This window comes from Vibrio marinisediminis, assembly GCF_014050145.1.
Lineage (GTDB): Bacteria > Pseudomonadota > Gammaproteobacteria > Enterobacterales > Vibrionaceae > Vibrio > Vibrio marinisediminis.
The window spans coordinates 33856-58879 of sequence record NZ_JACFYF010000011.1; the positions used below are offsets into that span (position 1 = coordinate 33856).

The 25024-nt window shown below is 41.1% G+C and carries 26 protein-coding genes; 23 read left to right on the forward strand and 3 right to left on the reverse strand.

Going from position 1 to position 25024, the window contains the following annotated elements; translation table 11 throughout:
* Nucleotides 1–73 precede the first annotated feature (73 nt).
* The 14 genes from pstC to H2O73_RS15545 all read left to right on the forward strand — a co-directional run bounded on the left by pstC (nucleotide 74) and on the right by H2O73_RS15545 (nucleotide 15177).
* On the forward strand, nucleotides 74–1006 hold the full coding sequence (gene pstC, locus H2O73_RS15480) for a phosphate ABC transporter permease subunit PstC (protein ID WP_182109776.1): 933 nt from the start codon (nucleotides 74–76) through the stop codon (nucleotides 1004–1006).
* Between the two features lie 14 nt (nucleotides 1007–1020).
* Nucleotides 1021–1884 carry a phosphate ABC transporter permease PstA gene (pstA, locus tag H2O73_RS15485; RefSeq protein WP_182109777.1) on the forward strand — a complete coding sequence of 288 codons (864 nt, stop codon included), beginning with the start codon at nucleotides 1021–1023 and terminating at the stop codon, nucleotides 1882–1884.
* A 40-nt stretch (nucleotides 1885–1924) separates the two neighbouring features.
* Complete coding sequence (gene pstB / locus H2O73_RS15490) at nucleotides 1925–2674, forward strand: phosphate ABC transporter ATP-binding protein PstB (RefSeq protein ID WP_182109778.1); 750 nt, start codon at nucleotides 1925–1927, stop codon at nucleotides 2672–2674.
* Between the two features lie 525 nt (nucleotides 2675–3199).
* The gene (locus H2O73_RS15495) at nucleotides 3200–4600 is read left to right on the forward strand and encodes an undecaprenyl-phosphate glucose phosphotransferase (RefSeq protein ID WP_182109779.1); all 1401 of its coding nucleotides are present in this window, start codon (nucleotides 3200–3202) and stop codon (nucleotides 4598–4600) included.
* A 3-nt stretch (nucleotides 4601–4603) separates the two neighbouring features.
* A complete protein-coding gene (locus H2O73_RS15500) occupies nucleotides 4604–5218 on the forward strand; it encodes a polysaccharide biosynthesis/export family protein (protein ID WP_220457618.1) in 615 nt (204 codons plus the stop codon).
* A 44-nt stretch (nucleotides 5219–5262) separates the two neighbouring features.
* Nucleotides 5263–7476 (forward strand): GumC family protein, encoded by a 2214-nt coding sequence (locus H2O73_RS15505; RefSeq protein ID WP_182109780.1) that lies wholly within the window; start codon nucleotides 5263–5265, stop codon nucleotides 7474–7476.
* A 12-nt stretch (nucleotides 7477–7488) separates the two neighbouring features.
* Nucleotides 7489–8421, forward strand: coding sequence for a glycosyltransferase family A protein (locus H2O73_RS15510; RefSeq protein WP_182109781.1), 933 nt, complete (start codon nucleotides 7489–7491; stop codon nucleotides 8419–8421).
* A gap of 38 nt (nucleotides 8422–8459) precedes the next feature.
* Nucleotides 8460–9626, forward strand: a complete 1167-nt coding sequence (locus tag H2O73_RS15515; protein ID WP_182109782.1) for a nucleotide sugar dehydrogenase — start codon at nucleotides 8460–8462, stop codon at nucleotides 9624–9626.
* Nucleotides 9627–9635: 9 nt separating this feature from the next.
* Nucleotides 9636–10673 (forward strand): glycosyltransferase, encoded by a 1038-nt coding sequence (locus H2O73_RS15520; protein ID WP_182109783.1) that lies wholly within the window; start codon nucleotides 9636–9638, stop codon nucleotides 10671–10673.
* The gene (locus H2O73_RS15525) at nucleotides 10670–11632 is read left to right on the forward strand and encodes a glycosyltransferase family 2 protein (RefSeq protein ID WP_182109784.1); all 963 of its coding nucleotides are present in this window, start codon (nucleotides 10670–10672) and stop codon (nucleotides 11630–11632) included. The genes H2O73_RS15520 and H2O73_RS15525 overlap by 4 nt, the downstream gene beginning before the upstream one ends.
* Nucleotides 11629–12711 carry a glycosyltransferase family 4 protein gene (locus tag H2O73_RS15530; RefSeq protein WP_182109785.1) on the forward strand — a complete coding sequence of 361 codons (1083 nt, stop codon included), beginning with the start codon at nucleotides 11629–11631 and terminating at the stop codon, nucleotides 12709–12711. Before H2O73_RS15525 ends, H2O73_RS15530 begins: the two co-directional genes overlap by 4 nt.
* A 189-nt stretch (nucleotides 12712–12900) precedes the next feature.
* Complete coding sequence (locus H2O73_RS15535) at nucleotides 12901–13992, forward strand: hypothetical protein (RefSeq protein WP_246335946.1); 1092 nt, start codon at nucleotides 12901–12903, stop codon at nucleotides 13990–13992.
* Nucleotides 13982–14638 carry a hypothetical protein gene (locus H2O73_RS15540; RefSeq protein WP_182109787.1) on the forward strand — a complete coding sequence of 219 codons (657 nt, stop codon included), beginning with the start codon at nucleotides 13982–13984 and terminating at the stop codon, nucleotides 14636–14638. The genes H2O73_RS15535 and H2O73_RS15540 overlap by 11 nt, the downstream gene beginning before the upstream one ends.
* Before the next feature lie 98 nt (nucleotides 14639–14736).
* Nucleotides 14737–15177 carry a hypothetical protein gene (locus H2O73_RS15545; protein WP_182109788.1) on the forward strand — a complete coding sequence of 147 codons (441 nt, stop codon included), beginning with the start codon at nucleotides 14737–14739 and terminating at the stop codon, nucleotides 15175–15177.
* Nucleotides 15178–15272: 95 nt separating this feature from the next.
* Here H2O73_RS15545 and H2O73_RS15550 read toward each other — a convergent pair whose 3' ends face one another.
* On the reverse strand, nucleotides 15273–16235 hold the full coding sequence (locus tag H2O73_RS15550; RefSeq protein ID WP_182109789.1) for a porin: 963 nt from the start codon (nucleotides 16233–16235) through the stop codon (nucleotides 15273–15275).
* A gap of 192 nt (nucleotides 16236–16427) precedes the next feature.
* Between H2O73_RS15550 and H2O73_RS15555 the strand changes: the two genes are divergently transcribed.
* Both H2O73_RS15555 and H2O73_RS15560 read left to right on the forward strand, forming a co-directional pair.
* Nucleotides 16428–17834: an O-antigen ligase family protein gene (locus tag H2O73_RS15555; protein WP_182109790.1), complete on the forward strand. Its 1407-nt coding sequence runs from the start codon at nucleotides 16428–16430 to the stop codon at nucleotides 17832–17834.
* On the forward strand, nucleotides 17827–18264 hold the full coding sequence (locus tag H2O73_RS15560; protein WP_182109791.1) for a low molecular weight protein-tyrosine-phosphatase: 438 nt from the start codon (nucleotides 17827–17829) through the stop codon (nucleotides 18262–18264). The genes H2O73_RS15555 and H2O73_RS15560 overlap by 8 nt, the downstream gene beginning before the upstream one ends.
* Here the strand turns inward: H2O73_RS15560 and H2O73_RS15565 are convergent.
* Together H2O73_RS15565 and H2O73_RS15570 are read right to left on the reverse strand one after the other, a co-directional pair.
* The gene (locus H2O73_RS15565) at nucleotides 18261–19376 is read right to left on the reverse strand and encodes a GGDEF domain-containing protein (protein ID WP_182109792.1); all 1116 of its coding nucleotides are present in this window, start codon (nucleotides 19374–19376) and stop codon (nucleotides 18261–18263) included. The two genes, H2O73_RS15560 and H2O73_RS15565, sit on opposite strands and share 4 nt — an antisense overlap.
* Complete coding sequence (locus H2O73_RS15570) at nucleotides 19360–19842, reverse strand: putative pterin-binding protein (RefSeq protein WP_182109793.1); 483 nt, start codon at nucleotides 19840–19842, stop codon at nucleotides 19360–19362. Before H2O73_RS15570 ends, H2O73_RS15565 begins: the two co-directional genes overlap by 17 nt.
* Before the next feature lie 317 nt (nucleotides 19843–20159).
* Between H2O73_RS15570 and H2O73_RS22140 the strand changes: the two genes are divergently transcribed.
* From H2O73_RS22140 to H2O73_RS15600, 7 genes are all read left to right on the forward strand, one after another.
* Nucleotides 20160–20510 (forward strand): hypothetical protein, encoded by a 351-nt coding sequence (locus H2O73_RS22140; RefSeq protein WP_246335951.1) that lies wholly within the window; start codon nucleotides 20160–20162, stop codon nucleotides 20508–20510.
* A gap of 82 nt (nucleotides 20511–20592) precedes the next feature.
* Nucleotides 20593–21342, forward strand: coding sequence for a metallophosphoesterase family protein (locus H2O73_RS15575; protein ID WP_182109794.1), 750 nt, complete (start codon nucleotides 20593–20595; stop codon nucleotides 21340–21342).
* 34 nt (nucleotides 21343–21376) lie between these two features.
* Nucleotides 21377–22135, forward strand: a complete 759-nt coding sequence (locus H2O73_RS15580) for a carbon-nitrogen hydrolase family protein (RefSeq protein ID WP_182109795.1) — start codon at nucleotides 21377–21379, stop codon at nucleotides 22133–22135.
* A 14-nt stretch (nucleotides 22136–22149) separates the two neighbouring features.
* Entirely contained in the window at nucleotides 22150–22848 is a 699-nt protein-coding gene (locus H2O73_RS15585; protein ID WP_182109796.1) for an aspartate/glutamate racemase family protein, read from the forward strand.
* A 90-nt stretch (nucleotides 22849–22938) separates the two neighbouring features.
* Nucleotides 22939–23730 carry a PhzF family phenazine biosynthesis protein gene (locus tag H2O73_RS15590; protein ID WP_182109797.1) on the forward strand — a complete coding sequence of 264 codons (792 nt, stop codon included), beginning with the start codon at nucleotides 22939–22941 and terminating at the stop codon, nucleotides 23728–23730.
* A 45-nt stretch (nucleotides 23731–23775) separates the two neighbouring features.
* Nucleotides 23776–24624, forward strand: a complete 849-nt coding sequence (locus H2O73_RS15595; protein WP_182109798.1) for a DMT family transporter — start codon at nucleotides 23776–23778, stop codon at nucleotides 24622–24624.
* Nucleotides 24625–24649: 25 nt separating this feature from the next.
* The gene (locus H2O73_RS15600) at nucleotides 24650–25021 is read left to right on the forward strand and encodes a VOC family protein (RefSeq protein ID WP_182109799.1); all 372 of its coding nucleotides are present in this window, start codon (nucleotides 24650–24652) and stop codon (nucleotides 25019–25021) included.
* Nucleotides 25022–25024 lie beyond the last annotated feature (3 nt).

Genomic DNA, 25024 nt, shown 5'->3' on the forward strand with positions numbered 1-25024 from the left:
GCTAATAATACATTCCGGAATGATACTAAAGCGTTTAGTTGATTCGGGGGAGTTAGCTTAGTGAGATTTATATATGACCATCGCAACAAATAGTGAAGAGCTTATGAACACTGAAGCGACTCAAATTGCTAAGTCAGGTCTACGTGCTAAAAAACGTGTAGATTGGAGAGAGCGCATCTTTCATGGATTATTTCTAACCAGTGCTGTTATCGGCATTTTATCCTTAGCCGTTATTGCTTATTTCATTGTAAGAGAATCTATTCCTGCATTCCAAGAAGTAGGTGTCACAGGCATCGTATTTGGGCAGGATTGGCTACCACCCGCATTATATGGTGTTGCGACTATGATTGTCGCCTCTATGGTGTCTACTTTTGGCGCTGTCGTTGTGGGTGTGCCTGTTGGTGTCCTTACCGCTATATTTATCGCTGAAATTGCGCCTAAGCGTGTCGCCGATATTATTCGTCCAGCAGTTGAACTTTTAGCGGGTATTCCATCGGTAGTATACGGTTTCTTCGGTTTGGTGATTATCGTTCCTTTAATCCAAAACGTATTTAATGTGCCTGCGGGTAACACGATTTTAGCGGGTATCATTGTGCTGGGTGTGATGATTCTACCGACGGTTATTACGGTTTCAGAAACCTCAATTCGCGCAGTGCCACGCACATACAAAGAAGGCTCACTGGCACTTGGCGCATCGAAAATCTACACCATTTTTAAGCTTCTTCTTCCTGCGGCTCGCTCGGGCATTATGACAGGTGTAATTTTAGGTATCGGTCGTGCACTGGGTGAAACCATGGCAATCATCATGGTAATGGGTAACGCTCCAGCCATGCCGCAAGGCATTCTTGATTCGGCACGTACGCTAACGGCTAATATCGCGATTGAAATGTCTTACGCAAGTGGCGTACACGCTAATGCACTCTATGCAACAGGCGTGGTTCTCCTAGTGTTTATCATGGCATTGAATGCTGCTCTGCTTTACCTAAACCGCCAAAAAGCGAAATAAGACGGGTGACGATGATGGATTTTGCAAAACTAAAACAAGCTCGCCAAATTAAAGACCAAGTGTTAGTCAGCTTTATTTGGGGCGCGGCCGCTTTAACCGTAGGTTTTCTGTTCTGGATTATTTGGTACATATTGTCCAATGGTTTACAGCATGTTGATTGGAATTTTATTACCGATAATTATACTCGTACAGGGGACGAGCACGGTATATTCCCAATGATTGTCTCTACTATTTATATGGTTCTCGCATCGATCGCAGTGGCAGCACCTCTGGGTATTATGACCGCAATTTATTTGACTGAGTATGCGAAAGTAGGTAGCCGTTTAGTTAAAGTGATTCGTTTTTGTACTGAATCTTTAGCGGGTATTCCATCGATCATCTTTGGTCTGTTCGGTATGACTTTCTTTGTCGGCATATTAGGTTTGGGTTTCTCGATCTTATCGGGTGCGCTGACTCTCAGTATTTTGATTTTGCCGGTGATTATTCGTACCACTGAAGAAGCATTGATGGCAGTCCCTCAGACTTATCGTGAAGGGGCATACGCATTAGGCTCTTCAAAAATTTACACTATCTGGCGCTTAATTTTGCCAAGTGCAATGCCAGGTATCTTAACTTCGGTCATTCTAAGTATTGGGCGTGTAATTGGTGAATCTGCACCAGTGTTTTTAACCGCAGGTATGGTTGCGCGTATTCCTGACTCGCTTTTGGATTCAGGTCGAACCTTGACAGTACACCTTTATAAATTGACTACCGAGCTATTCACTATTGAAGAGTGGAACCAAGCATACGGTACAGCGACAGTGCTGATTGTAGTGGTATTACTGATTAACACGGTAACAAAATTGATTGCTAGCCGCTTTAACACTGCTACTTACTGAATTACTACAGCACAAGACAAGAATTTAAGAGATAAAGAATATGAACAAGTTTAGCATTGAAAACCTAGACCTTTTTTACGGCGAAAATCAGGCGCTAAAATCAATTAACCTACCAATTCCAGAGCGTCAAGTAACCGCACTAATTGGTCCATCTGGGTGTGGTAAATCAACCCTGCTTCGTTGTTTGAATCGTATGAATGATCTAATCGAAGGCGTAAAAATCACAGGTAACTTAACCATGGATGATGAAGATATCTATGGCAACATTGATGTCGCGGATCTACGCATCAAAGTGGGTATGGTGTTCCAAAAGCCAAATCCATTCCCAATGAGTATTTATGAGAACGTTGCATACGGTTTACGTGCTCAAGGAATAAAAGACAAAAAGTACATTGATGAAGTGGTTGAGCGTTCTTTGCGTGGCGCGGCACTATGGAATGAAGTAAAAGACCGCCTTAAATCTCATGCATTTGGTCTTTCTGGTGGTCAGCAGCAGCGCTTGTGTATTGCACGTACGATTGCCATGGAACCGGATGTAATTCTGATGGATGAGCCGACGTCAGCACTTGACCCAATTGCAACGCATAAAATCGAAGAATTAATGGAAGAGTTGAAGAAGAAGTTTACCATTGTGATTGTGACGCACTCAATGCAGCAGGCTCGTCGAATCTCTGACCGTACCGCCTTCTTTTTGATGGGGGAACTGGTTGAACATGATGCAACGGACGTTATTTTTAGTTCGCCTCGTGATGATCGAACTCAAGGATACGTGAACGGTGATTTCGGTTAACGCATTTTCTAAAATCAGATTATAACTATAAGCGATGGAACCGTTGCCCCTCTATGTAAGAGGGGCTTTTTTTTGCCTCGCTTTCGGAAAAATACGAGTCGACCTAGCACGTGAATGATGCCGAACAGGATTAAAGACTATATCTGAAAGCCAGAGTGATAGATTTATTTCTCATCGTGGGTATTAAATCAGCGGTTGAGATTCATTATAAAGTTGGTGGTTGGAAAAATGTCTGGTCCAAAAATGCTATTTTTGAATTTTATCTATCAAACTCTAGCGCTATATCTAAAGGTTATTCTCAAATTTGAGGCAGTAAAAACGACCTTCTATTATTCATTCTCAGAATTGAGACATATTGCTATCTCATCATGTGGAACGAAGTAATTATAGAAATAATTATGGTTATTTTTTTCCTAAAAAAATTCAAACTATGATCTTGTCAGTTAGCGGTTCAGTTTTTAATACTCTGCATTGAGGCTCTACTCTGAGCCTGTAGGGTGGCGTTAAAAAAGCAAGGAATAAGCCATGAGAGAAAGTGGGATAATTAAAAGGCATGGTGATGAACATATTACCGCCTATAGAGTGATGGATATTGCGATGATTATTATCACCATCGTCACGTCCTCTTATTTGTATGTCGGGTCATGGGATATCTACTATGTACTCGCTACCAGTGTCGCAGTTGTCTCTTTCGGTATTTTGGCTGAACTTCTAGGGGTATATAACCCTTCCTTTGTATCCTCACTACGCCAGACTGTAGCGCCAATACTATTGTCATGGCTGTGTTCGATTGGCTTTGTACTGGTATTAGCGTTTGGCTTTAAAATTACCGATGTTTTTTCACGTATAGCACTGACTGTTTGGTTTGTAGCCACTCCAATTACTTTGACGTTATATCGTTTAATTACAACTAGGGTTCGCTCAATGACGAAAGCGGATTCTTATACGCAAAAAACCATCATTATTGGTGCGACCCCCGCGGGCATTGCATTGGCTAAAGAAATAGAAATGAAGCGAGAACATGGTCTGCGTTTAGTCGGGATTTATGATGATCGCAGTGAAGAGCGTTTGTCGCATGAAATGAGTGCGATCCGCATTAATGGCTCAATTAATGATGCGCTAGTGATGGCGAAAGAGCGTAATTTTCGACACGTCTATGTTGCGTTACCAATGGAAGCGAGTAGTCGAATAAAACAAGTGATTAACTATTTCGCTGATAGTACCGCTCGCGTTTATATCGTACCGGATTTCTTTACCTATGACTTGATTCAATCTCGTTGGCGCAACGTAGGCAATATACCGACACTGAGTATCCATGATACTCCGTTTTATGGCATGTCTACTTTTATCAAGCGTTTAGAAGATATTGTTGTTTCAACGCTGATCTTGCTAATGATAAGTCCCGTTCTAATGGTGGTGTCAATTGGAGTAAAACTATCTTCTCCTGGACCGGTTATTTTCAAGCAAGATCGTTATGGCATTGATGGCAAGAAAATCAAGGTCTGGAAATTTCGTTCGATGCGCTCAATGGACAACGGTGAGATCGTAAAGCAAGCAACCAAGGGTGACCCTCGCGTGACTAAGTTTGGTGCGTTTATCCGTCGCACGTCTCTTGATGAATTACCTCAGTTCATCAATGTATTGCAAGGGCGTATGTCGATAGTCGGTCCTCGACCACATGCCGTTTCACATAACGAAGAGTATCGCCAAATTGTCGATAAATACATGATGCGTCATAAAGTTAAACCGGGCATAACAGGTTGGGCGCAAATCAATGGCTACCGTGGTGAAACAGATACACTAGATAAGATGGAAAAACGTGTCGAGTATGACCTTAATTATATTCGCCAATGGTCACTGTGGCTTGATTTGAAAATAATTTTCCTGACTATTTTTAAGGGTTTTATTAGTAAGACCGCTTACTAATCAATGAAGATATTAGGTGTATTTGTGATTAATCATTTGTTGAGAATTATTGTAGTAGTCAGCCTTTATATAGGAGGGGCCCAGGCAAGCTCCGATGATCTATATAAGCTATACAAACTGTCGGCTGGTGATGTTATTAGCATAAAAGTTTATGGCGAAGAAAATCTGACGATTGAAGAGCAAAAAATCGATAACCGAGAGGTTATTGATTACCCCTATTTGGGGGTGATTAAACTGGGTGGTCGAACATTACATCAAGTACAAGCTGAGATCACTGCGGGGCTAAAGGGAGACTATTTAGTAGACCCTAAAGTTAATGTTGCGATTGTGAAGTACCGTAATGTTTATATAAATGGCTTGGTTAATAAACCCGGAGGCTATGAGTATGAACCGGGGCTTACAGTGCAGAAAGCGATTTCTTTAGCTGGTGGCGTAATGAGCAAATACCGCCGTAGTGCCCGAGCTTATAGAACGAAATTAAGTGATGAAAACAAATATGCTGATCTTACAGCAGAGCAGCTAGCGAACGAATTTGAAAAGAATACTAAAACTGAAGTCGAGCTTTATCAAGTGATCCAACCTGGTGACACTATCTATGTTGTTGCTTCTTTTTGGTAATAGTCAAAGTAAGCAATTCAAAGTTGTCGATTTATAGGAATACGATGAAATTACTAAGTGAAAATAAGCAAGCTACGGAAGGGGATTCAGTTGATTTTGGTAAGTATATAGTCTTGCTAAAGAAAAACTGGTTCAAGATGGCGTTGTTTACTACTTTGATAACCGCTATTTCGGTGTTGTTTGCTTTATCTATCAAGCCTGTTTACCAAGCAACCGCCACATTACTTATTGAATCAAACACGACAAAAGCTGTTTCTATTGAAGAGGTTGTTGGTATTGATTCGACTCAACAAGAGTACTACTTAACTCAGTTTGAGATACTTAAATCACGTACCATTGCGGAGCGAGTAATAAATAAACTTGAGTTGGAAAACCTACCGGAATTTAATCCCTATCTTGCACCCCAAACATCATTGTTTAGCTCAATAAAGGAGAGCTTGTTTTCGTTAGCGATGTTTAAATCGGAGCAACAGGCGGCAGCGCCTTCTGCAGAGAAAATTGCGGAGCAAACACGACATGCAGTATTGAGCCGATTTAATTCAAAGCTATCTATCTCTCCGATTCGTAAAACACAGTTGGTGCGTATTACTTTTGAATCTCTAGACCCGCAATTAGCCGCAAATATTGCTAATGCGATAGGCGAGGCGTTTATCATGGAAGGTTTGGATGCGCGATTGGATGCGACACAACATGCGTCTAGTTGGCTTTCAGGACGTATGGCCCAATTACAAGAGCAGCTCAAGCAATCTGAAAATGCGCTTATTGAATTCCTAGCACAAGAGAAGCTAGTAGATGACAGTGGAATCGATGTTCAAGCGAGTACGGTCATTAACGATTTAATTCTTAGGTTGAGTGAAGTCACAGACAAAAGAATCCAATTGGAGTCTGCATATAGTACGTTAAATACAGGCGCTGCTTTTTCATCTGCCAGTGCATCTTCTGTGCCTGAAATCTCTAAGCACCCTCAAATTATTCATTTACATGCTCTCTTAGCAGATGCGAAAAGAGATCAGAGTGAGTTATCAAAAACTTATGGGCCTAAGCATGAGAAAATGATAGCGGTGACTGCGACATTAGGAAATCTCCAAGCTCAATTAGAGCAGTTGATAAATCAATTAGTGGGTGGAATAGGTAAAGAGTTGCAAACGGCACGTTCACAAGAGCGACTGCTTTCGCGAGAGCTTGATAAGAAAAAACAAGAATTCCAAAATTTGACGGTTAAAAAACGTCAGTATGATGCGTTAGTTCGTGAGGCAGAAACTAACCGCAACATATTAAATATATTTCTAAATCGTCAAAAAGAAACCACAGCGACCAGTGATTTTGATTCGCGTAATGCGAGATTTACTGACCAAGCTATTGCACCTCAATATCCAGCGAAACCTCGTAAAAAGCTGATTGTGGGTTTTGCTTTGATTACTTCTCTACTCATCGCTGTTTCTGTAGTTTTATTGATTGAGTTGTTTAATAACACAATTAACTCAATCAAGCATTGTGAAGAAAAACTCGGTTTAATCCCTTTAGGGGGAATTCCGAAGCTACGCAATAATAAAAATCAGACATTAGGTAGCGATGTCTTCTTTAGTGACAAATATATGTCGTTTAATGAGTCGATTCGTTCAGCAAGAACGGCATTGGCTCTGACTAATCGTGACAATAAATTCGTTACGATCTCGTCGTCACTACCCAATGAAGGGAAAACGACCTGTTCGATTAACCTTGCTTTAGCTTTTTCTAAAGTGGAAAAAACCTTATTAATAGATTGTGATTTACGTAAGTCTGCAATCGCTGAGCGCTTCGGTCACAAACGCTATAAACCGGGCTTAACGAACCACCTGCTTATGAATACAGATCTAGAAGAGTGTTGGATTGTTGACGAGCGTACGGGTTTGACGATTCTTCCAGCTGGGATGCCAACGCAAAACCCACAAGAATTGCTGAGTTCTGAACGTTTTTCTGCGTTGTTGAATCAATTGGCAGAGCGCTTTGACCGTATTGTAATTGACACTCCGCCGGCTTTGGTAGTGAACGACTGCATGATCGTGAGCAAGATTACAGGCAAAGTCATTGTTGTATTGAAAGCATCAAGTACACGTATTACAACGCTTAGAAACACCATCTCTCGGTTTATGACAAACGAGGTGCAATTTGAAGGGGTTATTTTGAATCAGATTACTGAAAGTAAGAGTAATCAAGCATATGTATACGGTGATTATATTAATAACCTAGACCAAGAAACTCAAAGTCAGCAAGCTTAATTGGTGGATGAAATGGATTTTACTTACGGCATCGTTGTCCCTCACTACAATTCTCTCAGCGGATTAAGTCGACTACTTCGTTCGATTCCGGTTAGAGACGATATTCAGGTAATAGTCGTTGATGACAATAGTACGGAACGTTTTGAACCACAGAAAATTGAGCAAGAGTTTCCGATGCACAACATTACTTTCTCTACTAATGACTCTGGAGTTAAAGGCGCGGGTTCCTCTCGTAATATTGGTATTGAGCTACTGAATTCTCGCTACACTCTGTTTGCTGATGCTGATGATTTTTATTGTGAAGGGGCATTTGAGTTATTGGACTCAGTAATGAATAACGAAGACATTGTTTATTTTTCGCCAACCAGTCAGTGTGATGTTACTGGCGATAGTTCAGATCGCCATTTTTTATATGCCAATTTAGTTAGTAGCTATCTAGCTGAAAAAAATGAAGAAATTAAGTATCACTTCGCTGTTCCTTGGAGCAAAGTTTACGCGACTGATTTTATCCAGAGGAATAGGCTCTATTTTGATCAAGTGATTGCGTCAAATGATGTCATGTTCTCTCTAGTCTCTGGGAGAAAGGCTTGTCATATAGCTGCTTATACAACCCCTATATACTGTGTCACTAGGGGGCAAGGAACCTTGACAGTCAATTTCAAACCAGAAGTGATGAAATCTCGCTATTTAGTTGAAATGAACAGAATCAATTATATAAATAAGCATCAGATAAATACTGAAGTCATGTCGCTCTACAAAATAATTAAAAACTTTAGGCATGTTATGACAGCAGCTGAACATTTACATGCGGCAAAGTTACTCTTTGCTGGGGAAATTACATTGCTACCTGCTAGAACCTATTATTATCTGAAAAATCCTAGAGCATTAATAGCACGCATTTCTAAAAAAAGAGACTCTATTTCTAGCCAAAGATATCAGGCTTAGACCGTTTATTTATCGAATCATCATTTTACGGACAAATTATGAAAATCACTATTGTTGGCACAGGTTATGTTGGGCTTTCTAATGCAGTGCTCATTGCACAGAATCATCAAGTTGTAGCGCTTGATATCGATGAGACGAAAGTTGAGAAAATAAACCGTCGTCAGTCTCCAATTTCTGATCAAGAAATTGAGCACTTTTTAGCAGAAAAGAGGTTGGATTTATTGGCGACGACAGATAAAAATTTGGCCTACCAAGATACAGATTTTGTCATTGTGGCAACGCCGACAAATTATGATCCAGTAAATAATTATTTCGATACCAGTACAGTAGAGTCAGTCATTCGCGAGGTGAAGGAGTACGCGCCACATAGTGTGGTTGTCATTAAATCAACCATCCCTGTGGGTTATACGGAACGCGTAAAAAAAGAGACTGATTTTAATAATATCATTTTCTCGCCTGAATTTTTGCGTGAAGGAAAAGCTCTGTATGACAACCTGCACCCTTCGCGCATTATTGTTGGGGAGCATTCTGAACGAGCAGAAGTGTTTGCTAGCCTATTGGTTGAAGGGGCTGAAAAGGAAAATATCCCAGTATTATTTACCAATTCAACAGAGGCTGAAGCGGTTAAACTGTTCTCTAATACCTATCTTGCTATGCGTGTTGCTTATTTTAATGAGTTGGACTCGTATGCCGAAAGCCATGGTTTGAATTCGCGTCAGATTATCGAAGGTGTTGGTCTTGACCCTCGCATTGGCTCACATTACAACAATCCATCATTTGGCTATGGTGGCTATTGCTTACCTAAAGATACCAAGCAGCTTTTAGCAAACTATCAAGATGTGCCAAACAACATTATTCAAGCGATTGTTGATGCCAACACAACACGTAAGGATTTCGTTGCCAATGCCATTGTCGCTAAGAAACCAAAGGTAGTCGGTATTTATCGATTAATCATGAAGTCTGGTTCAGATAATTTCCGTGCTTCTAGTATCCAGGGCATCATGAAACGTCTTAAAGCTAAAGGTATTGAAGTGGTGGTTTATGAGCCGTTGTTGAAAGAATCAACATTTTTCAATTCTGAAGTGGTTAACGATTTTTCAGCGTTTAAAAAAATTAGTGATGTGATAGTTAGCAACCGAATGGTTGAAGATCTCGCTGACGTTGCTGATAAAGTTTATACCCGCGACCTGTTTGGTAGTGACTAAGGAATAGCAATGAAATTAGTCACGGTAAATCCGGAAAAATCGACAACAATGGGTGGCGTTGAGACCTTGATTCGTAGCTTGCATGGGCTGTTTGAGTGCGAAAATTATGAGTTGTTCGAGCATTGCCCAAATATAGAGCATTATGCTGAAATTGAATATGTGAGTTATCAGTGTTTTGGTCAGGGCAGTAAGTTAAAAACTAAGTCGAGCCAGGTTAAATATCTTAAAAATTTGGCGTTGACTGCACAAGATGTTGTTGTGCTATTTCACCCTAATGACTTGTTGTATTTGCCAAGAAAAGTTCGAAAATACTCTAAGGTTGTACTTGTTCAAACCAATAAATTTGAAGTGTTTTTCAAACCTTTTTCAAAATTGGTCGTATCGCTATTTCATCAATACGTTGATGTTTTTACTGTGTATACCGAGCAAGACAAAAAAGCTCTTTTGGCTCTGTTTCCTCAGTTTCATACTAAGGTTCAAGTCATTCCACGCGGTTGCAAGATCGATACTGCGACGACTCAATTAATGCTAAGTAAGAAGCTGGTCACCGTTGCTCGTATCGATGAAGAGCAGAAAAATTTTGCCGCAATGGTCGAGCTATTGGCGGCGTTACCAGAGGGTTATAGTTTAGATATTTATGGTGATGGTTCTGAAAATGAATTAGCAGCATTGAACAAGCTTATTGCTAATAACAGCAAAGTGGCATTTAAAGGACCAACCAGTGATGTTGCTTCGGTGCTGCGCAATTGTGGAGTGTTTATTATGACTTCACATTATGAAGGTTTTGGACAAACATTGATTGAAGCGAGAAGCCAAGGTTTACCAATAGTGGCATTCAATACTTTTGATGCTTTACCTTGGATTGTAGGCGAAGGGGAAAATGGCTATAAAGTTCAACCCGGAGATATTGATCAATTTGCGGATCGAGTATTAAAGATCTGTGAAGATAATGCTTTGTACGAACAATTCTCGCGTAAGGCATTGGAGAAAGCAAAGCAGACAGAAGCTTCAGTAGTGAATCAATTATGGCAGGAGGCGCTCGCATGAAGTACTCAGTCATTGTGCCTATCTATAATACCTTTGATTACGCTAAAACGATTGTCGACTGGTTTTTACTCGAGCTAGCGATGCGACCAGAAAAGGATATTGAGCTTGTTCTCGTTGATGATGGATCTAAGAATGGTCCTAGTTACCATATTGAGTCTTCGGCAATTCGACTGATTAGAAAAGAGAATGGTGGTGTTTCGAGTGCACGAAACTTTGGCATCGAGCACGCTAAAGGAGATTACATTCTGTTCTTGGATTCAGATGATAGCTATGAATCTGGAATTTTTACTTATCTAGACGAAGTGTTTGCAAGCGACAGCCGCCTTAATAGCATCCTATTGTCGTTCAGAAAGTTGCGCGATGGTGCAGTAGATCAAGTATTGAATGCAGAACAAAATGTGACTGGTCGAGAAGCTCTCTCACAGTTTCTCACCAAAAATATTCGTTTGCATATTTGTGGATTGGTTGTATCACGCTCTTGTTTAAATGAGCACAATTTGCGCTTTGATGAAGCATTGCATTTTAGTGAAGATGTACTCTTTATTATTGAGTATCTCGCTATTGCCCAGCACTGCTTTATCAGTTCAGTTTCGCTTTATAACCATATTATGCGTTCAGGTTCCGCAATCAATAGTCCTTTGACAGACAAAGACACCACGCATATTGATGCCTTTGAGAGGATCTCTTCTCTGGCAAAGAATAATGCAGTAGAAGAAGACGTAAACTTTTTCATATCGACTTGTTATATCAACTTAATTAAATTTTTGGTTAAGAACAAAACAGCAGATGAAGCTGTGTTTAATAAAATCATCAATAATAGCCACTTCTTGTTTAATAAAATGTCACCTACCTTGAGTAAATATACCGTCATTGTCTATGCTACTCGGCTATTGTTTAAAATAGATGGACTTTGTAATTACCGAGTGCTGCGCAAACTCAGTTTTATGGGGCAAGTATGAAAATTCTGAATGTTGCTGAAACGACCCAGGGAGGTATTGAGACGTTTTTTGAATCTCTATCTCGTTCTCAATTTGTTGAAAACCATTTTTTGGCATTTGGTTACCATCGTACTGAATTAGTGTTGAATGACAAAGGGTTTCGCCCTTTTAATGTTTTGTTTTTATTGTGGGTGCTCTATTTTAAATTGGATACCAAGCAGTATCAGGTGATATTTCTACATAGTACGTTTGCTGGTCTTCTTCGTCCATTTCTTTGGCCGTTAGCTAAGTGGCGTAATATTAAATTGGTCTACTGCAGCCATGGTTGGGCATTTGATATTCACTATGATTCTTTGTGGAAAGAGCGGGTTTACAAGACGGTTTACATTATTGTCGAAAAAATATTGGCGCTGTTTTGCGATAAGATTTACTGCATCTCTCTGCATGAGTATCGTTCGGCAATAAATATTGGAATGAGTGCGAGTAAAGTCGCTTTGGTTTGGAATGGTGTAAAGGGTAGTGAACGCGTTACTGATTTGGTTCGTAATGATGATGAAACGACACGTATTCTATTTGTTGGTCGTTTAGACAAACAAAAAGGACTCGACCGGTTTGTTGATACATTAAAAAATACCGAACAATGGTTATCACCAATAGAGCTCAGTGTTATTGGTGAGCCAGTTAGAAACGATTGCCCAGAATTAACAACTCTACTCAATGAGCCGATAGATAAGGTGACGATTCACCAACTTGGTTGGGTAAAAAATACCGAATTAGATAGTCATATTCAACAAGCTGATTTTGTCGTTGTTCCTTCATTATGGGAAGGGTTTGGACTTATTGTTGCTGAAGCGTTTAGAAATGGCACTCCGGTTTTGGCATCGAACGCAGGCTCTTTGGTGGATATGGTGACAGATAAAACTGGCTGGGTATTTGAACAAGAACAACCGGACAGTCTGCTGAATCTAACGACTCGTTTGCTTAATGATAAGCTGTATAAAGATATTGAACGAAGTGATTGTATCGCCCATTTTAACCAGTATTTTCATGAAGATGTCATGAATGAAAATTATTACCACTCTTTCATTGAGCTTAATTAGGAGTTAATAGTGCAAAGAGGGCTGTTTTTATTATTCTGTTTTATGATTCCTTTTGAGAATACAGCACTTGCTTCTATTGGAGGGGTTTTTACTGCGCCTCTGGGAATAACGCTTATCCCTCTGCTCGCTTTACAGGTTGTCCTGTCATACCAGCGACTGTCAAAGGTAGAGATTGGAGCGATAAAGCTATTGTTCGGGTTTTTTGTCTATTCCTTTGCAGTGTTAGCGCTGTTTTATGGTGATTACAATAAGGTTTTTTTATTAGATCGTGGTCTGCGATTTATTCTGTTATTTATTCCTTTGATCGTTGTATTTTTAACCGTGATGCGCCATGACGAAAAACTGGTCTATCAAGGTGTGATGGTTATGGCATCAGTGATCATCATGTCATTTGTGCTCAACTTAGTTGCTCGAGGGTTTATTAATAGCCCATCGTTTTTGCATCAAAATTATGCCTTGTCCCCGCATCGTATGCGGGGCTTTACTTTGGAAGCCAGCACATTCGGTTTCCAATATGTACTAGTGCTCTTAATGGTTGCGGCAATCTATCGAATTCACCTGCTGCTATTGGCGCCGCTTATTGTTGTCAGCATTATTCTTATTACTTCCAAAGGGACATTAATTAGTTTCTTTATTACCTTGCTTATTACGTTTGTTGTATTTAGCCGTATTAATTTGTTCCATAAGATGCTGGCGTCGATCATTTTAATTGGCTTTAGTACGGCATTTTTGTATGTATTTCTTGGCGATTCCATTATTAATGATGTTGAGCGTTACTCGAGTATTGCGACTAGGGGAACGGCAGTAATGACAGCAATAATGTCTCTACTACACAACCCGCTTGGAGGTGGTTTCTTTGGTTACTTACCTTCGATGTATGAGTATGGTGTAGTGGCGATGGAGTTCATGGATAGTCTTGCCCCTCGTCTATTTAATTTTGCTGAATTTGCAGGGTATTTGGTGGTAGGGGAGACAAAAAGTGTTTCTACGAAGTCGTTTTTCTTTGATTGGACCATTTTCGGTGGCGTATTTTTTGTGTATTTCTACTTCAAATTTGTAGGGAGGTTATTTGGTTTTTTCATCAGAAACCGCATGCCTTATGATTTTGCTATTTTGTTATTTTTGAGTTTGGCGACCACATTTTTTATGTCGATCGAAGTTCGCTATATTGCTCCGTTTGCACTTGGGTTTTTGGTTCTTCGTTACTCTATCGTCGTAAAAAAACACGCAGAAGAGAGACAACAGATTCAGTCTAAGGTTAAGGAATTTTATGCCTTATAGAATGGGTTTGTTTGCTCTGTCGATCTTTATTGCTTTTTGCATTCTATTAGCGGTACTGAAAGGTGCTGATGACTACACCAATCAGGTGTATCAACATCGAATAAGTCAGATGAAAGATACAGTAAAAAAAGAAATAAATGAGGCGACTTTAAGGGAAATTGAACCGATACCTTTTGCTTGGACACCATTTCCAAACCATGAGATATATGGTCTGTATTACTCGTGGTTAGCTTACTATGGTAGAGATAGCTACGATTCGTTTAACAAATTAAACAGCAAATCATTAGAAGAGTTTTATTTACAACAAGTCACTAAACCGCTGGATTCACAAGTGGTGGTCTATAAAGCGAATCAAATGTGGCGAAGTAAATACAGTCATAGTGATGTTCTAGAACAATTCCATTTAGCTCAAAAGTTAGGGCATTTTGAGAGATTGACCTTAATGGAATCATTAAACTTCTACTTTGCCAATTGGACCTTACTGACCATCAGAGATAAAAAAGTCGCTGTTTCATATCTGTTAGACCATGAGAAATATGCGATGAAAATGTGGCAGTATGACTCACTACTAAAAAAGCCAGTTATCGGTGAGAGAGTATGCGCGGTCTTTAGTTTTAATGATATAAGTCCCTATTACTGCCGTTAAATAATAGGCAATATTATTGAAATATAAACTAATGTTGAATTGTGCTTTTTGTTTGTTGTTTATACGATATTAGTACGGGTTAAAATTAAGGATAAGTAATGAAAGTTATAAAGTGGATAGGTGTGGGTGTTATGCTTCCTTTCGCTCATTTAGCGAATGCTGAGCCGATATCTCAGCAACAGCTCAATTTACTATTTCAAGATTTAACTTCGAAACCTACGGCTTTAGTTAAGCAGTTTAGCCAATATTCGGTGGAAGAAAATTTAACCGTATTTTTAACAACAACAGCAGAAAAAAGACCTGATGAGTTGGTGCAGGTTATATCACAATTGTTTATTCAGTACCCCCAACACGTTCGTTTAATTGCCCAGATAGCGCGAGAACTGGGATTACCCAACCAAGCCATAACCATTGCTGCTATTGAGGCAGGAATAGACCCTACTGTTATAGCGGAGGCTACGGCAGCGGGTCCGGAGATAGCTAACGCCCAACCTATCCCGAATGCTCCGACTAAAAAAAATCCTATTTCAGCCAATTAGCTAGCAAAAGGGCTTGTTTTTAAAGCAAGCCCGATGTGTCTATTCTTTATTATTGGATGATTGTCATCTTGAGTAACTATTTTTCTAGCATGGACCTACCACACAATCACCGCGCCAAATGCGAAATTCAGCTCATCAGTTGAATTTGCAGGGGCGTCGTAATTCATTTCGGCAAACAGTTTTGTATATTCGATGGGTACCACGGAAATACCGAGGTAGGAATTATTGCGCGTTCCATTGGATTGAGATGAGTCTTTCTTAATCACTTCATGCCCAAGATAGCCTGTAAGCCCCTCAGTAAACGCAATTTGACCAGCAACAGCAATAGCATTTTTATCTGCAGATTGGCTTGGTTTCAAGTGGTTTTTAAAATCTTGGTGATAGTATGTCATACCAAGATTGGTGTCTCCCATTTCCATCCGTGCTGTGGTTTGGAAGTAGGTCGCATCCGTCTGGCTTTGTTGAGTATTGGTTGATGTTTTACCTATGCCGCCAATAATAACAAGATCGGCAAGGTTGTATTGACCAAATAGCTCTCGGACTTTTCGCCTTTGCTTACCGTCTTCAAAGCCATAGGTTGCATTGACAGTAAAAAGTTCATTGTTGTAAACATACTTGATGGTATCGCCTTTTACTCCTACAGCATTAAGGTTTGCATCACCACCAAAAGCTTCTGAGTAATCAATGCCATTCAGATCATCAGATGAAGTGTTGTGTTTACCGTAGGTGAGCCGTCCAATCGCTTCCGCATATAAACCGACAAAGTACTGCGAGACAATAACATCATCTTCGTTTTTATCTTCATCAGCATCAAAGTTAACTTGGGTTTCCAATCCACTAGCTATAGCGATCATATCTGTCATGGCATATCGTCCCAAGACACCGACTTTTGAGTCGCCAAACGTATAGTCATTGTCTTGTTCATCCAATATCAGTGCTCTGGCTTTGATGTCGCCATAAAAATGTAAATAGGCAAGATCATTGTCAATAACTTCGTAGCTGATTGCAGGTGTACTGAATAACAGTAAAGCAGGAAGCGATAGAATGTATTTTGGCATGATTCATCCGTAATTCGATGTATGGCTATAGACTACCTTGTGACAATCAGAAAATATAATATAAATAGGGAGTTAAGTATGTCTTGAGTTTGAGAAATGCTCTATTTCCATAAGGAATACTTTGACTTGATTAGGGCGAATATCGACACTCAATGGCAGTTTAACAGTGCTTGTCTCTAGGGTAGGGAAATAGTGGTTAGTCGACGCGAGCGAATGTGTTTTGCCAGTTTGATGGGGCTGCTGATCTGGTTGCCTATTCCGTTGGGTTCTAACAGGGTTTGGGCTTGGACGATTGCAGAGGTATGGATTGGCGTATCAGCCCTTGTGTTACTGACGTCTTTATATCAGTACCAACAGGGTCAGGTGCTAACTAGGCTTAAACAGTTTTCTTGGCTTCTATTACCTATTGCTCTCTTTCAACTTTGGACCTTATGCCAAATTATACCTATACCGTTGTCATGGCTAGGGTGGTTATCACCCGCTGCATCACAAGCCTATCAGGCAACTGGTGCAGATCTAGGTTATGTCTCTCTAGATCCGCGAGCCACCTATATTTCGCTGTTGAAAGGCTTGTTCTATTTAATTTTTGTTTTGTGCTGCACACTACTCATTAATAGCCGAGAACGGATACGCATGGCTATGTTGGCACTGATAGTGAGCGGTACGTTGCAAGCGCTTTATGCTGCCATCAATGTACTACTTGGTATCGAGCAGTCGCTAGTTTTCGGTTTACAAGAAACAGGTATTGCAACGGGGTCTTTTGTTTACAAAAACCATCTCGCCAATTACTTGGTACTTTGCTTGAGTATGGGAATTGGTTTAATCGTTGTCGACATGCAAAGCTACTCTGCGAGCTACAACTCATGGCAGCATCGTCTACAGCAATGGTTGCAACTCTTTTCATCACAGAAGACACTCATTCGCTTAGCATTGGTTATTATGGTGGTCGCCTTAGTAATGACGCGATCAAGAATGGGCAACGCTGCGTTTTTAGGCTCAACATTAGTAGTCGGGTTTATCGCCATTACATGTTACAAGAATCGACCTACGAAATTGACTTGGTTATTACTGAGCTTGCTGGTTGTGGATATCGTGATCATGGGTTCTTTGTTTGGTTTAGACAAACTTCAGCAGCGTATTGTCGAGTCTCATATTGAACAAGGAACTCGCCATCTAGTGATTGCGTGGAGTATTCCAATGATAAAAGACTATCTATTAACAGGCACTGGCTTAGGTAGCTTCTATGGTGTATTTCCAAGCTATACCCAACAAGCAATTGGTTACTATGACCATGCCCACAATGAGTACGTTCAGTTTGTTGCTGAAGCAGGGTTGCCCGCAACATTGATGCTAGGGGGGATGCTGTTATGGGCTTTTGGTCTGTCAATATGGGTGATGAGCCATCGCAATAGTCAGACATGTAAGGGAGCGGCATTCGGTGGTTTGATAGCACTGTGCGCAATGCTTGTGCATATATGGGTTGATTTTAATTTGCAAGCTCCAGCAAATACAGTGACATTTCTCCTTATTCTGGTCCTTATTGGCGCCAGTTACTCTATCCCTTCTCCACCTCGCCGAAAGGTTGTTGCGCATGTTTAATCGTTTTCTGATCGTCTGTAGTGGCAATATTTGTCGCTCCCCACTAGCAGCTGAATTATTGTCCAGCATACTTCCTGGTAGTGATATACGCTCTTCAGGTACGTTAGCTAAAAAGAGTGAGCTGGTTGGAATGCCTGCAGACCCAACGATGCAGGCAATGGCTAAAGAATTAGAACTCGATTTATCTCAACACTCAGCTAAACAGCTGACAGAGGATGATTGCGAGTGGAGCGATATAATTTTAGTGATGGAGCCTGAGCACATAACCAAAGTGAGTGAGATCAGCCCACGCTCGCGAGGAAAAACGTTCCTTTTAGGGCAATGGGGAGAGGGGAGCATTAATGATCCGTTCCAGCAGAGTGAAGTTGTTTACCGAGCGTCTGCAACACAAATCAAATCGGCATGTGAGTCTTGGAGTAAGAAGGTTTAAGTCTGACGAGTATGTGCGGTACGAGTTGCAAACTTCATTTGGTACATATTCTTATCGGCGATTTTAATCAGATCGCTGTAACAGTTGGCTTGGCTAGGAAAACTGGCTAAACCGACACTGGCAGACAGTGCATAACGAAAGTCGTTAATTATCTCGACTTCTTCTGCAAAGCAGTCAAGGGCACAATTTAGAGCGTGTTCCATTTGATCGCTCGATTGTTGTAACAACACGAGGGCGAACTCATCTCCACCTATGCGGTAGGAAGCGAATAGCGCGCTATTTTGGGAATTGCTGAACCGCTGAGCCAATGTCTGTAACGCCTTGTCGCCAGCAGGGTGACCGAAGCGGTCATTAATCTGTTTAAAACCGTTTAAATCCAACAAACAGAGCGTAAAAGGCATATTCTGCTCAATACATTGCTGTACGTCTTGCATCATTGCTAAACGATTCGGGATCTGAGTTAGGTAGTCTGTTGTAGCAAGTCTTTTATTGGTGTTGGACTCAATATGTAAAACATAACCGACTAATGCCGCACATAAAAATAACAGTAACATCAAGGCGATTTGAGTATGGTCTAATAATTGTGCTTGCTGCATTTGCTTTTGGTAAAGCGGGTTTTTTATCCGAAAGTTATGGTTGACGTACCCCAACATTTCTTTGTAGATGATAGTCAGTTGTTTATTCAAATTGGTAACGTGATGCTCTTCTTTTAGCTCAAAAACTAGCGGCTCTAGTTGGTTGAAGCGTGTAAAAAGATGGCTAAAAAATTCCCGAGCACCTTCAATTTGCATGAAACTATCAGCCTCTTTAGCATTGAGTAGCAGGTCAAAACGACTCCATGTTAATTCATACGCAAGTTCTGTACGTCGTTTGAATTTCTCATCAGTAAGCGCCAGGGGGGTAATAGCAACCAGAGAAGAAAACTCTTTCGTTAGCTGGAACAAAGACCAAGTGGCTTGATTTTGCTGTTCAGAAAATGCACTAGTGAGCTTTCTTGTCTCGGATAAAACGTAAAAATTGGCGGCGATGAGCACGACGGATAAGACAATTAAAAGTGCCTTAGAACGATTGAATAGATGGGTCACTAAATCATTGTTATTTTTTTTCGTCATTATTTTTACTGTGTAGAATTATCTCATCTATTTGCCATACCATTTGTGAATGGTAGTTAATGTTGTCTATATCAGGGTACTTGTTAAGGTTGAAAATTAGCCAGTATGGACCTTTGTGCCTTACTTGAATAGGTTTCCCATTCATCTTGACCGCGATGATAGGAGAAAAATTTCGAATATCTTCTACCGTGCTGGTGGCTGCGTAATCATTTAGTGCTAGGAAGGTGACCGCAAAAGTATCCCCATCCCCATATTGTTCAAGCAGTTTAGTCACTGGTATACCGGTGAATGAACGCTGGTCTGGAAACCACGGTAACTGTGTTTTGAAAGTCGTAGTTGGAAATTCTTCAAGTAAACTTACCATATTTGTTTCAACAGTCGACCCATCAGTGAGATGGATCTTTAGTGGTGATGCGAACACTACGGGACTAAAGAAAAAAACAAGCAAGGTAACCAAGCTTCGCATATCGATTCCTTGTGTTAAATCTAATACTGATCAGTATCGTATAATTATATGTATAGAGTAATGTAAATTAAATTATTTTTATCAATAGAATTGATATTTCTAGAACTGAAATAGAGCGATGGCAAGGACTAGCGGATGGAGGGGACTGGTAAGCTTTGTTGGGAAAAGGACTGATTTGCGTAATTCTATGATCTATGAATGAATTCTAAATACTTTTTCTGAATGTGTTTCAAGTTGGTTATATATTTGTTTCTCTAGTTAAGAGGACAACAATGCAATCACCAACGCCAAAACACAGTAACGTGTTTCAACAGCAAATGTTACTTGCCAGCGCACTGAGTTGGTTATTAGTAACGTTGATGCCGGTGATTAATGCACATGGCGATAGCGCAGGTGTATGGGTAAGACTTTGTACTATTAATGGATTTGAGTACGTTCAAGTTGATGCGACCCAGACAAATGAGCATCCAACTACACAACATAGTAAGCCTTGTCCTTTTACTCACTTTTCGAACTTCCACCACTTTTCAACGTCTCCAACACTATACTTTACTAGAACTTCCATTGTGAGAGACCCCGTATACGCTTTTTTGGCTCTAAGCGGACGGTTTGAACTTGCAATACCTCGAGCGCCGCCTAGGAAGGATTCAATCTCAGCGCTATTATGAAATATAAAAATTTAACAGTTTGTTTTCCCGCTCTTTTTACTGCTATATTGGCGTTAAAGTCGTAACTCAAGGAATGAGTGAGATGCACAAGTACGCCATACTATCGGATATTCATAGCAATAGCTTTGCGTTAAAAGCGGTCATTGAGCATGCCCGAGCGCAAGGTGCCACTCAGTTTATCAACTTAGGTGATATTCTCTATGGACCGATTGCCCCTAAGCAAACCTACGACCTTCTGCAAACGCTCAACGCGTTAACCATCTGTGGTAATCAAGATCGGCAGATATTTCAAGCTTCGCAAGTTGAGATAGATACTAACCCCACCATGCAGTTTATTTTTCATGACCTTGGTGATGAACCAATAGATTGGATGAAAACCTTGCCATTTGATCTACAGGTTAGTGACAACATCTATGCCTGCCATGGCACACCCAGCGATGATCTTGTTTATTTGTTGGAGGAAACGGGCAGTGGTTCACCAAAACTACGTGACGATCGCTCCATTATAGAGCTATTAGCCGGCAAAGCCTCACCGATTATATTATGCGGACACACCCATCTCCCTCGGTGTGTGGAACTCTCCACTGGGCAGCTAATTATTAATCCGGGTAGTGTAGGTATGCCAGCCTATACCGACGACGAACCACATTTACATTCGATGGAAACATACAGTTCTTTGGCAAGCTACGCACTTTTGACTGAGCTTGATAACAACCAATGGGATGTTGCCTTCCATAAAGTGCGGTATGACGTTGCGGCAGCAGCCAAACTCGCGGCACTAAGAGGGCGCCATGACTGGGTGCACTTCCTCACCACAGGGCGTGGCAAGTAATATATGCAGGAAATCGATTAAATTAAGGATGATTATGAATTCAAATAACCTCACCATTGCTCTAGCTCAAATTTCGGTTATGGATGGTGAACTAGAAGCGAATTTGAAACAACATTTAGGCGCGATTAAACAGGCAGCGCAGCAGGGTGCTGATTTAGTCATGTTTCCTGAACTTTCATTGAGTGGCTATGCTTTGTCGCGAGCTGAAGAACTGGCGTTGGATAGCAAGCATAGTGTGTTACGCGATCTATCAGAACAGGCGGTAGTGCACCAAATCACCATTATTGTCGGCTGTTTTTTGCAAAATGGGACGGAAAAGCCGACGATCAGCGCGGTTATTTGCAACCCAACCGGAGAGTTAAATTATTATGCCAAGCAGTATCTTCATGTTGGCGAAGAGCAATATTGCTCGGCAGGCAAGCATAACCACTATTTAAGACTCAAAGGATACAAATTGGCGTTAGCAATTTGTGCTGATTTTTCAAACCCACAACACGGTCGTGATGCCGGAGAAGATGAGGCTGATATTTACCTCGCAAGCGCGTTGATTTCGGCAACGGGTTATAGTGAGGATGCTAAGATCCTCGCGAACCTTGCCGCTACTTATCGAATGCCAGTCTTACTTTCAAATCACATCAGCGACACAGGTGGTTGGCAAGCTGCGGGGAACAGTGCAGTTTGGAATGCAGACGGTACTGTGGCGTTTGCGGTGGACAATACCAAAACCTGTTTAGGTTTAGTTGAGATGACGGGTAATCAGATCGTCGGTCGCACTTACTTTATTCATAATTAGAGAGAAACACGCGTATGAAAACGATCGGTTTAATTGGCGGGATGAGCTGGGAGTCAACCGCGAGTTATTACAAAGCGCTTAACTTAGGTATTAAGTCTACGTTAGGCGGTCTTCACTCAGCTAAAATTTGCTTATATAGCGTTGATTTTCATGAGATTGAACAACTGCAGCACGATGGTTTGTGGGACGAGACTGCACAGATCTTGACATGTGCTGCCCAAGCGGTTGAAGCGGGAGGTGCGGATTTCATACTTATCTGTACCAACACCATGCATAAAGTGGTACCACAAATCGAGCCGCATATTTCTAAGCCAATATTACATATCGCTGATGCAACTGCTGAAGCGTTGATAGCTGATGGGATCACTAAAGTTGGATTGTTAGGCACAAGATTCACGATGGAGCAATCGTTCTATAAGCAGCGTTTAACAGACAAATTCGGCATTGATGTGGTGGTTCCAAACGAAGCGCAAAGGACAATAGTTCATGAGGTCATCTATCAAGAGCTTTGTAAGGGTAAAATTAGTCAATCGTCGCGAAACCACTATTTGAAGGTGATTGAAGATTTGGTTAAACAAGGGGCTGAGGCGGTTATTTTAGGCTGCACAGAGATCGCGTTGTTAGTTGAGCCGCAGCATATCAAAGTAAAGCTATATGATACGACCCAAATTCATGCCAACGCTGCAGTTAAGTTAGCATTGCAACAGGATTGATTAGCAAAGTTGAGGCATTTTTACGCATAGGGAGGTAAGTCTTATTTAAGGCTTATATTATTGGATGATTTATTATTCATGAAGGGATGCATGGAATTACAAGTCTACGTCGTTGATGCGTTTACTAATCAACAGTTTAAAGGCAATTCAGCTGCTGTGGTCCCGCTCGAAGAGTGGCTTGACGATGATTTAATGCAAAGTATTGCCAAGGAAAACAACCTTTCTGAAACCGCTTTTATTAAGCAGCAGTCGCTCAACCAGTACGAGATCCGCTGGTTCTCGCCATTAACGGAAATTGATTTCTGCGGTCATGCCACATTGGCTTCTTCATACGTGCTTTATAACTTGTATGAGAGTGAGGGAGAGCTTGAATTCATCACCAAACAGGTTGGCTCTATTTACGTCAATTGTCGGGATGATGGGCGAATAGAAATGAGCTTTCCCCAACAAGCTCCAGAGCTTATTGATCAACCGCCACAGCAGATACTTGATGGTCTCTCTATTTTACCTGTCGAAGTGTTGAGAAACCGCCAAGCTTATTTCGCTGTTTATGATTCGCAGCAAGATGTTGAAAACGTCACCTATGATGTTGACCTGCTCAAACAACTCGCGCCATTGGATGTGGTCGTTACCGCGCCAAGTTCGCAATACGATTTCGTCTCTCGGTATTTCTGGCCAGCAAATGGTGGAGAAGAAGACCCGGTGACAGGATCCATTCACTCAGGGTTAGTGCCGTATTGGGCAAATCAGCTGTCTAAGCAAGAGTTAATCGCTTACCAAGCCTCCGCGCGTGGTGGCATGCTTTATTGTCGACTCAAAGGGGATCGGGTATTGGTTTCTGGTTTTGCGGTCATTTATCTGCGCGGCACGATATATCTATAAAGCGGCGAACGTTAGGAGCTTATTATCTATAAATCAGCTGGTTGGATGGTAGGGGCACTAGTATCATTTTGTTTAATGGCAATAGCTGCAAAAGAGTTAAGTGGTGCGGTTTCTACGTTTCAAGTACTGTTTATTCGTAGCGCAATTAGCCTATTGATTGTGGTAGTAATTATTGTTTTAAGCGGTAACCGGCATTGGATGAACACCAAGCGGTTCGGCTGGCATGGACTGCGCAATATAAGCCACCTAGCAGGGCAATTTGGTTGGTTTATTGCAATCGGAATGCTGCCATTAGCTGAGGTATTCGCGCTTGAATTTACGGTGCCATTTTGGACCGCTCTATTGGCATTTTTATTCCTCAAAGAATCAATATCCTTACGTAAGTTGTTTGCGATAGTGTTTGGGTTTGTTGGAGTAATGGTGATTGTTCAACCGGGATTCAAGCAAATGGACAGTGGTGTGCTGGTTATATTGTTAGCCGCTATTTGTTATAGCTTTGCCTACATCAGCACGCGGGCGTTAGCGGTAACAGAAGCGCCAATCACTATTCTGTTTTATATGTGTGTGATTCAATTTCCAATTACGTTGATTTTTGCCTTGTTTGACTGGCAGACACCACAGGGTATGCAATGGCTATGGTTGCTGATTATTGGCATTACCGCATTAACGGCGCACTACTGCTTATCTCACGCAATGAAATATGCCGATGCTGCGGTAGTTGTGACGATGGATTTTCTGCGTTTGCCTGCGATCGCTGTCGTGGGGGCATTGTTTTATGCGGAAAAGATTGAACTGACTCTATTTTTAGGCGCGTTATTGATGTTGTTTGGTAACGTGGTCAACTTATATCAACCTAAGCGTGAGAGAATCAAGCAGCGAATTGGCAATAGCTAGATAAGCTTTTAACTGGGGAATAGTGATGATTCTAAACCATGTCTCAATCGGTGTGAGCGACGTTACCGCATCGATTCGTTTTTATGACAATGTATTAAAGACTTTAGGTATCAAGCGTAGCCACATGATTGAAAATGTCGCCGCAGCTTATGGTGAGGGTTTCGAGTTTTGGATTGGTTGTCCATGTGAAAACCGCTCATCGGCGGGCAATGGCACGCATATCGCCTTCAATGCTGCGACTCAACAGGCCGTTATTGATTTTCATGCCGAGGCAATAGCACTTGGAGCGATATGTGAAGGTAAGCCGGGTAAGCGTCCTGAATATGGGGAAGGATACTATGCCGCCTTTATTCGAGACAGAGACGGCAATAAACTTGAAGCGGTTTTTATTGGCTAACAC